Annotated in this window: 6 protein-coding genes; 4 read left to right on the top strand and 2 right to left on the bottom strand. The window is 72.3% G+C overall.

Annotated features, from left to right (window positions below; all coding sequences use genetic code 11):
• The coding region (locus tag CV1CTNOD_RS14950) for a serine/threonine-protein kinase (RefSeq protein ID WP_207386459.1) at positions 1–1721 on the top strand (1721 nt) is incomplete at its 5' end.
• 127 nt (positions 1722–1848) lie between these two features.
• Here the strand turns inward: CV1CTNOD_RS14950 and CV1CTNOD_RS14945 are convergent.
• Positions 1849–3810, bottom strand: a complete 1962-nt coding sequence (locus tag CV1CTNOD_RS14945; RefSeq protein ID WP_347402941.1) for a potassium channel family protein — start codon at positions 3808–3810, stop codon at positions 1849–1851.
• A gap of 299 nt (positions 3811–4109) precedes the next feature.
• Positions 4110–4769 carry a mycofactocin system transcriptional regulator gene (gene mftR, locus CV1CTNOD_RS14940; RefSeq protein ID WP_131786695.1) on the bottom strand — a complete coding sequence of 220 codons (660 nt, stop codon included), beginning with the start codon at positions 4767–4769 and terminating at the stop codon, positions 4110–4112.
• A 328-nt stretch (positions 4770–5097) separates the two neighbouring features.
• On the opposite strand from mftR, the gene CV1CTNOD_RS14935 reads away from it, so the two are divergent.
• The 3 genes from CV1CTNOD_RS14935 to mftE all read left to right on the top strand — a co-directional run bounded on the left by CV1CTNOD_RS14935 (position 5098) and on the right by mftE (position 8068).
• A complete protein-coding gene (locus tag CV1CTNOD_RS14935) occupies positions 5098–5871 on the top strand; it encodes a mycofactocin-coupled SDR family oxidoreductase (RefSeq protein WP_131786699.1) in 774 nt (257 codons plus the stop codon).
• 71 nt (positions 5872–5942) lie between these two features.
• Complete coding sequence (gene mftF / locus CV1CTNOD_RS14930) at positions 5943–7334, top strand: mycofactocin biosynthesis glycosyltransferase MftF (protein WP_207386458.1); 1392 nt, start codon at positions 5943–5945, stop codon at positions 7332–7334.
• On the top strand, positions 7331–8068 hold the full coding sequence (gene mftE / locus CV1CTNOD_RS14925) for a mycofactocin biosynthesis peptidyl-dipeptidase MftE (protein WP_242606705.1): 738 nt from the start codon (positions 7331–7333) through the stop codon (positions 8066–8068). Before mftF ends, mftE begins: the two co-directional genes overlap by 4 nt.
• The last annotated feature ends 15 nt before the right edge of the window (positions 8069–8083 follow it).

Below are 8083 nucleotides of genomic sequence, written 5' to 3'. Positions count from 1 at the left end.
CGGGGATCGTGGTCCCGGGGTGGGACGATGCCGTGATGAACGGTCGGGGGGAGGAGCTCGGCGTCCCGTACACGGATGGAGCACCCTACGCGCAGGGCGGCGCCCAGACGGATGGAGCCTCCCGTGAGGATGGGAGCGCCTCGCCGCGGTTACCGGCCGGGGTACGGCCGATGCCGGGGGATCCGCAGTACATCGGCGCGTACCGGGTGTTGGGCCGCCTGGGTGAGGGCGGCATGGGGGTGGTCCATCTCGGGCAGGCGCCCGACGGTCGGCTGGTCGCGGTGAAGGTGGTGGCCTCCCGTTACGCCCGGGACGAGGAGTTCCTGCTCCGCTTCCGTCACGAGGGTGAGCATGCCCGCCGGGTGCCCCGGTTCTGCACCGCGGAGGTTCTCGACGTCGACGTCACCGCGCAGCCGCCGTACTTGGTGACCGAGTACATCGACGGCCCCACACTGACCGAGGCAGTCCGCTCCGGCGGTCCGTTGCGCAAGGCCGAGCTCGACCAGCTCGCGGTCGCGATGGCCACCGCACTGTCCGCGATCCACGGGGTGGGGCTCGTCCACCGTGACCTCAAGCCGGGCAACGTCCTGCTGTCCCGGATGGGCCCCCGGGTGATCGATTTCGGGATCGCCCGGTCGCTGGAGACGCCCGCCGGACTGACGGCGACCGGCATGGTGCTGGGAACCGGCAGTTACATGGCACCCGAGCAGCACACGGGCGACGGCGTGACTCCGGCTTCGGACGTGTTCGCCTGGGGCGGGGTGATGGCCTTCGCGGCCAGCGGTCGCGCTCCGTTCGGTAACGGCCCGCCGCACACGATCGCCTATCGCGTGGTGCACGGCGAACCGGACGTGGTGCCGCTGGATCCGCCTCTGCGCGACGCGGTGTCCGCGGCCTTGCGCAAGGATCCGGCCCAGCGGCCCACCGTGGGGCAGCTCCTGCAGCTACTGGGAGTGCCGGGCGGCGGCATGCCCGTCCACCAGCGACCGGTCGTCACACCCGCGCCATCTCCTCACGGCGTTCTCGGTGTGCCACCCTTCGGCGCGCCGTGGCCGGCGCACCCACCTGCGGCACCGACACCGGCAGCCCGTGCGGAGCCGGCGGGCGCGCGTCGGTGGCCGTCCGCGCTCGTCGCACTCGCCGCGGTCGTGGTTGTCGCGCTGGTCGTCAGCGTGGGGGTGCTCCTTGCCGGCGCCGGTTCGGATGAGCCCGGTGGTTCCGGCCTGGCCGCCGCGACCACGGTGACCACGACAACCAGGGCGGGTGCTCCGAAGGCGGCGAACCCGGCGAACCCGGCGAACCCCGGGAACCCGGTGGACACCGTGCCGAGTGGGTCGCCGAGCCTGTCCGCCGGTCCCCTTGACGGCCACTGGATCGGCACCTGGGGCACCGGCGACCGTGACCACTTCGTGGTGGTGGACGGCACGAACTTCAGGATGATCTACGATCTCGACAGCGGGCGGGTAGCCGGCACACTACGTGACGGCGTGGTCGACGGCCGCTGGGCCGAGGGGCCGCTGGGTGCCCCACCGGTCCGCTCCGGCTGGGTACGGTTCCAGGTCGTCCGGAACGGCACCACGGTCGGTCTCGACGGGTTCTGGGGTACCGACCCCGGTGTCACGTCCGGCACCTGGCAGATCCGGCGCGTCGACGGCACGTTCACCCGGGAGGCCGGCGTCCGGTTCGCGCGCAGGGGGAGTTTCCCGGCCCCGCCGTCATGACGGACACCCACACCGGTCGGACCCTGCCAGGTCAGACAGTTGCCGGTCGTCACGGCTGCCTGCCGTCATGACCGGACGCGGGGGTGCCTGGATGCGCTGAACCTGGCCGTGCAGGTGGCACATGCCGTCATGATCGGACGCGGGGCGCCTGGTTTCTGCTGACCGTGTCGATGATCTGCGCGGTGGGGCCGACCACGAGCACCTCGTCACCGGGCCGCAGCCGGGTGTGGCGGGTCGGCCGGTAGTTCGGGGAGCGGTCGGCCGTGCCGTCGTGCTCAGAGGACGTGGCGACCGCGAGCATCCGGGTGCCGGTCGACAGCTCCTGCAGGGTCGGGCCGTCCAGGCCACCGCCGGCGGCCACGGTGATCCGGGCGACCAGGAAGGGCGCGCGGTCGATGTAGAAGGTACTGACGACTTCGTAGTCGAGGGCGGCGCCGACGAACCACGGTGTGGCCAGGGCGGACGCGCTGCGGGCGGTGTGGATGGCGAACCTGCGCTCGGCCTCGTCGGCGAGGGTGGTGTCGAAGATGCGCAGCACCACCCGCAGCCCCGGCTCGCCTACGGCACCGGCATTGGCTCCGGAACCGGTTTCGGCGCTGGTTCCCGGTCCGCCGGTTCCGGTCGGGACGGGCGGGCGGCGCCGCCGGTGGCCCCGTCGCCGGCGTTCGGAGCGAAGATCGTTGAATGCCTCCCGGGCGGACAGGACGGTCTCCAGGTTTGCCACGTCGTCGCTGGTCAGCGCGGCAAGCGTGGTCGCCCGGGCGAGGCCGGCCTCCATCAGGGTCGCGCGGACCGTTGCGTCACCGAACACGACCGGCACCTTGAGGTCCCGGATGACCGAGAGAAAGCGGTTGTTCTCGTCCCGTTCGACGATCACGACGTCCCGCCCGGCGGCGAGCAGGCCCTCCACGGTCGCGAGCCCGACCGAACCGAGCCCGCAGACGATGACGTGACCACGCGCGGTGGTGGCGCGTCCCCGGCCGATCGCCCGCTCCAGCCGGCGGCTGATAATCACGTTGGTGATGAACGCGTACACGACCGCGATGGACAACGCTCCGACCAGGATCAGGGCGATACCGAACGCCTGTAGCCAGTTTTCCGCGGCGCCGAAGTTGAAGTCACCGTAGCCGACAGTGACCATAGTGGTCACGGTCAGGTAGAGCGCGTCGAGAGGGCCGAAGTCAACCGGTGCGGTGGGGTCGTTGTCGGCGTAGGTCAGGGAGAGCACCAGCGTGCCGAGGGTCATGATGATCAGTACGGCGCCGAAGGCGATCCGGAACGGGCGGTCGAACTCGGCGGCCGTGGTCACGGCGACGTCCCGTATCCAGGCGTGCGGGCGGCGACGCCTGCCGCAGCCCGTCAGCGGGCCGGCGTGGCGCACCGACAGGTCCGCCAGCGCATTGGCGTCGTCGGCGCTGACCACCCGCACACCGTTGTCGGCGAAGTCCTCCAGCCTGCCCAGCAGAGCGAGGTGGTCGCCGGCCGCGACCAGGGTGTCACGGTTCGGGCACACCTCGGCCAGCCGTTCCCCCGGCCGGCGCAGCGCCACCGGGGTCAGGTTGCCGAAGATCTGCCGGAACGCTCCGGACGAGCCGACCGGGACGTCCACCACGGCGAAGACCTCGCCGCCGAGGCGGAAGGCATGCTGGATGTCGGACCTGATGCACGCCTCGACGAAACTGTGACCGGCCTTCTCCGCCAGGTTCAGCACCCGGGTGGTGGGCAGGGCCGCGGAGAGCTGCTCGCCGAGCTGGGTGTTGGCGACCCGGACGACCAGCCGCACCTCGGGCGCGATCTCGGTGGCGACCAGGGCCGTCTCAAGATTGTCCAGGTCGGTGTCGTGGCAGGCGATCAGCGCGGCCGCGTCCCTGACCGACGCCTGGAGCAGTGCCTCACCCGTGTGCGTGGAGTCCGCCAGGACCGGAACCCCCCACCGTTGGAGACGGCGGCGCAGCGCGGTGACGTCCCGTCCCTCGACGACGACGACCGGCACCCCGGCCGCATGCAGCTGTTCGGCGATCCGGTACCCCAGGTTGGTCAACCCGCAGACGACGACATGACCGGACATGTGACCGGACAGGACTGCCACCGCACCTCCATCCGCATGTTCGATCCGGCCACTCTGCAGGCATTATCTCGTCCCTCGCCGTCTGCTCCCCTGCCCCGGCTCCGGTTCCGGCACACGCGCAGGAGCGCCATAGGGACCTGGGCCGCCGGCAGCGCGGAAAAACATCATCGCGTTACCTTGGCTCGCTGGTGCGGTGACCACATACCTTCACCGGGTTTCCCGGCAGCGCTGTGATCGTTGTGGTTCTGACGCTGCTGGAACAACCTCCAGGTCACAAGAATCATGCCGCCCGAACCCGGCCGACATGGGTGGTCACCGTATTAGCCGCCGTGGGCGGCTGGAGGGCCTTCGACCGTACCGGCGAAGCCGGCGGCCAGCTCCCGCATCGCGGCGTCCAGCAGTTCTGTGAGCTCCAGGTCTTCGTGGCGCAGCCATTGTTCGTAGGCCGCGATCGCCACGCCCAGGGTGGCGTACGCGATCGCCTGCGGGGCCAGGGACTGTTCGGCCTGGCCGATACGGTTGCCGACGAACTCGGCGAGGACCTGCCGCCACGCGACGTAGCGCAGGGTCGAGTGCGCCTGCAGAGCAGGTGTGTGCAGGATGAGCTGCATCCGCCGGCGGTGCCAGGGGGCCTCGGCAGGGTCGACCCGGTTGAAGTCGATCAGTGCCTGGCGGACCGCATCCATCAGCGGGACGGTGGGCGGGTAGGTTTGCAGGTTCGCGTGCAGTCGGGTCAGCTCCTCGTCGAAGCCTCCCCAGACAATGTCGTTCTTGGACGGGAAGTAGCGGAAGAACGTCCGCCGTCCGATGCCCGCGGCGCGGGCGATGTCGTCGACGGTCGTCTTGTCGAAGCCGCGTTCGGCGAAGAGCTCGAACGCGAGGTGTTCCAGCTCGGCACGGGTGGTGATGGGGTTGCGGCCACCCCGACCACCGGATGCGCCGGATGCGCCGGGCAGGCCGTCTCTTCGCTGGTTCCGCATTGCCTCTTCCATTTGGCATTGGGTGCCAATATTGTGCGTGGTTATGCATGCCGGCGGTCACAGCGGCTCAGTTGTCGAACAGGAGCATTCCATGTCGCGGGGATGCCCGCGGCAGTCAGTGGTTGGCGCGTATCGGGTGCGCGTCCAGAAGGTGCCGGATGCCGATCGTGTCTGATCGGCTACCCGGCTGCCTCCACGGGCACGGTTACCGGCCGCGGGAAGGACAGTGACCGCGGCAGCGGCAGCGGCAGCGGCAGCGGCAGCGGCCGGGGACGCGGCGGCGGCCGGAGGAGCAGCGGCGAGCCCAGCAGCGCCGGCCACCGGCCGGGTGGCGGTGGTGACCGGGGCGGCCCGCGGCATCGGCGCGGCCGTGGTGAACCAGCTGGCCGCGCAAGGGTGGCGGGTCGTCGCGGTGGATGTGTGCGCCGACCTGCCCGGCGTGAACTACCCGCTGGGAACCAGGGAGCAACTGCGCGCGCTCGCGCAGCGGTGGCCCGGCTCCGTCCGCGACGTCGTCGCCGACGTGCGCCAGGTGCAGGCCCTGGCCGAGGCCGTCGAGCTGGCCGAGCGTGAGTTCGGGGGAGTGCACGCCGCGGTGGCCGCCGCCGCGGTGATGGCCGGCGGCCGTCCGCTGTGGGAGACCACGGACGCCGAATGGGACGTCCTGTTCGAGATCGGGGTGCGCGGGGTGCTGAACCTCGCCCGGACGGCCGTGCCCGCCCTGCTGCGCGGTGCGCAGCCGTGCTCCGGCCGGTTCGTCGCCCTGGCGTCGGCGGCTGCCCACCGCGGCCTGTGGCATCTGGCCGCCTACAACGCCGCGAAGCACGCCGTCGTAGGACTGGTGCGAGGGCTGGCGACGGACCTGCGGGGCACCGGCGTCACGGCCACCGCGGTGTCCCCGGGCTCGACCAGCACGGCCATGCTGGCGGCGACCGCGGCCCTCTACGATCTGCCGGACGTCGACGAGTTCGCCGGATACCAGCTTCTCGACCGTCTCCTGCGACCGGAGGAGATCGCCGCCACCGTGTGCTGGCTGTGCGGCGAGAGCTCGTCGGCGATCACCGGCACCGTGGTGCACGCCGACGGCGGGTTCACCGCATGACGGATTCCCGCATGACGGATTCCCGCAGTACGGACTCCTGCGTGACGGATCCCCGTAGCGCGGATCCTTGTGTGACGGACTCCGTGCTGCGCCTGGTCCTCGACCCCGGCACGCGCCGGTGGGCCGGGGGACGGGTGCTGCTCGGTGGCTCCCCGCTGCGGGTCCTGCGCCTGCCCGAGGCCGGCGCCCGGCTGGTCGAGAAGTGGATGCGCGGGCAGCCGGTCGGGGCTGATCCGGCGCAGCGCCGGCTGGCGGCCCGGCTGGTAACAGGGGGGATCGCCCATCCGGTCTACGAACGGCCCCGGCTGCGCCCGTCGGACGTCACGGTCGTCGTGCCCGTGCGTGATCACGCCGACGCCCTGGACACGCTGCTCGGCGCGGTGGGGGAAGTGGCGGAGGTGATCGTCGTGGACGACGGATCCGTAACACCCCTGCCCCAGGCGGCGGTCCGTCACCGGCTGCCCCGGGGCCCCGCCGCCGCGCGCAACACCGGCTGGCAGCGGGCGGGCACCGAGCTGGTGGCGTTCCTGGACGCCGACGTGAAGCCCGAGCCGGGCTGGCTGGAGCCGCTGCTGGCGCACTTCGACGCTCCTGACGTCGCCGCGGTGGCTCCCCGGGTGACCAGCCTGCCCGGACGGTCGCTGCTGGCCCGCTACGAGCAGACGCAGTCCTGTCTGGACCTCGGCGGCGCCGCGGCGCCGGTGCGACCGGCGAGCCGGGTGAGCTACGTCCCCTCGGCCGCGCTCGTGGTGCGCACCTCGGCCCTGCGGGAACTGCACGGTTTCGACGAGCGGATGCGCTTCGGCGAGGACGTGGACTTCGTGTGGCGGCTGGTGCGAGGGGGAGCACAGGTCCGCTACGAGCCCGCGTCGCGGGTCGGTCACGCTCCCCGCGGCCGGTGGACGGCGTGGCTGCGCCAGCGCTTCGACTACGGGACGTCGGCGGCGCCGCTGGCGGCCCGGCACGGCACCGCCGTCACACCGGTCAGGGTGTCGGTGTGGAGCGCGCTGTCGTGGGCGGCGGTGGCCGCCGGCCGGCCGCGGACCGGGCTCGCGGTCGCGGCCACCACGACGGTGTTGCTGCCGCGCAAGTTGGGCCGTCTCGGGGTGCCCGCCGGCGAGGCGCTGCGGGTGGCGGTCCTGGGTCATCTCGGCGCGGGCCGGTTGCTCGCCGACGCGGTGACCCGCACCTGGTGGCCGGTGGCCGTCCCGGTGCTGGCGAGCACCCGGCGGGGGAGGTGGCTGCTGGCGCTGGTGGTGGGGCGTCACCTGCACGGCTGGTACCGCAGGCGCCCACCGGTGGATCTGCCGCACTGGCTGGTGGTGCGGATACTCGACGATCTGGCCTACGGCGCCGGGGTCTGGTGGGGTGCCGTGCGCGGACACACGCTCACGCCGCTGCTGCCGGACCTGTCCGGCTGGCCCGGCCGGTCCAGGTCCAGGGTTCGCAGGCAACAACCGTGACCGTTTCGCATACCGTGGCCGTTTCGGACACCGTGGCCGCTTCGCGGCCCTGGCGACTGGCGGATCTCACCTGGCCCGAGGTGGCCGAGCGCGCCGCCGCCAGCGTCCTCGCCGTCCCGCTGGGCGCGACCGAGCAGCACGGGCCGCACCTGCCGTTCACAGTGGACACCGAACTCGCCGACGCGCTGTGCGAACGGCTTGCCCGTGCCCGCCCCTGGGTGGTGATGGCACCGGCGCTGCCCTACGGTTCCAGCGGCGAGCACAGTGGCTTCCCCGGCACCCTGTCGATCGGGCAGCAGGCCGTCGAACTGCTCCTGGTCGAGCTCGTCCGCTCGGCCGACGCCTTCGCCGGGGTGCTGCTGGTCTGCGGGCACGGCGGCAACGCCGTACCGCTGCGCCGCGCTGTCGCCCGGTTGCGGCACGAGGGCCGTCGTGTGCTCGCCTGGCTGCCCGGCGGACCCGCCGACGACGCTCACGCCGGCCGCACCGAGACCTCCGCGATGCTCGCCCTACGCGGGCAGGCGGTGAAGCTCGACCGCGGCGAGCCCGGGGTGACGCGCCCGCTGGGCGAACTCCTGCCCGTGCTCCGGGAGTCGGGCCTTCGCGCGGTCAGCCCCAACGGCGTCCTGGGCGATCCCACCGGTTCCTCCGCCCACACCGGAACGCAGATCCTGGATACCTGGGCCCGTGCGCTCATCACCGAGGCCGATCGGTGGCGGGACAGCCTCCCGTAAAACCACGAGCCGTCC

The organism is Protofrankia symbiont of Coriaria ruscifolia, from assembly GCF_900634745.1.
GTDB lineage: Bacteria > Actinomycetota > Actinomycetes > Frankiales > Frankiaceae > Protofrankia > Protofrankia californiensis.
This window is presented reverse-complemented; position numbering and strand designations above follow the sequence as displayed.

Excerpts from the sequence above, each read along its gene's own strand:
- mftR (WP_131786695.1), bottom strand. The coding sequence starts at position 4,769 with ATGCGGAACCAGCGAAGAGACGGCCTGCCCGGCGCATCCGGCGCATCC.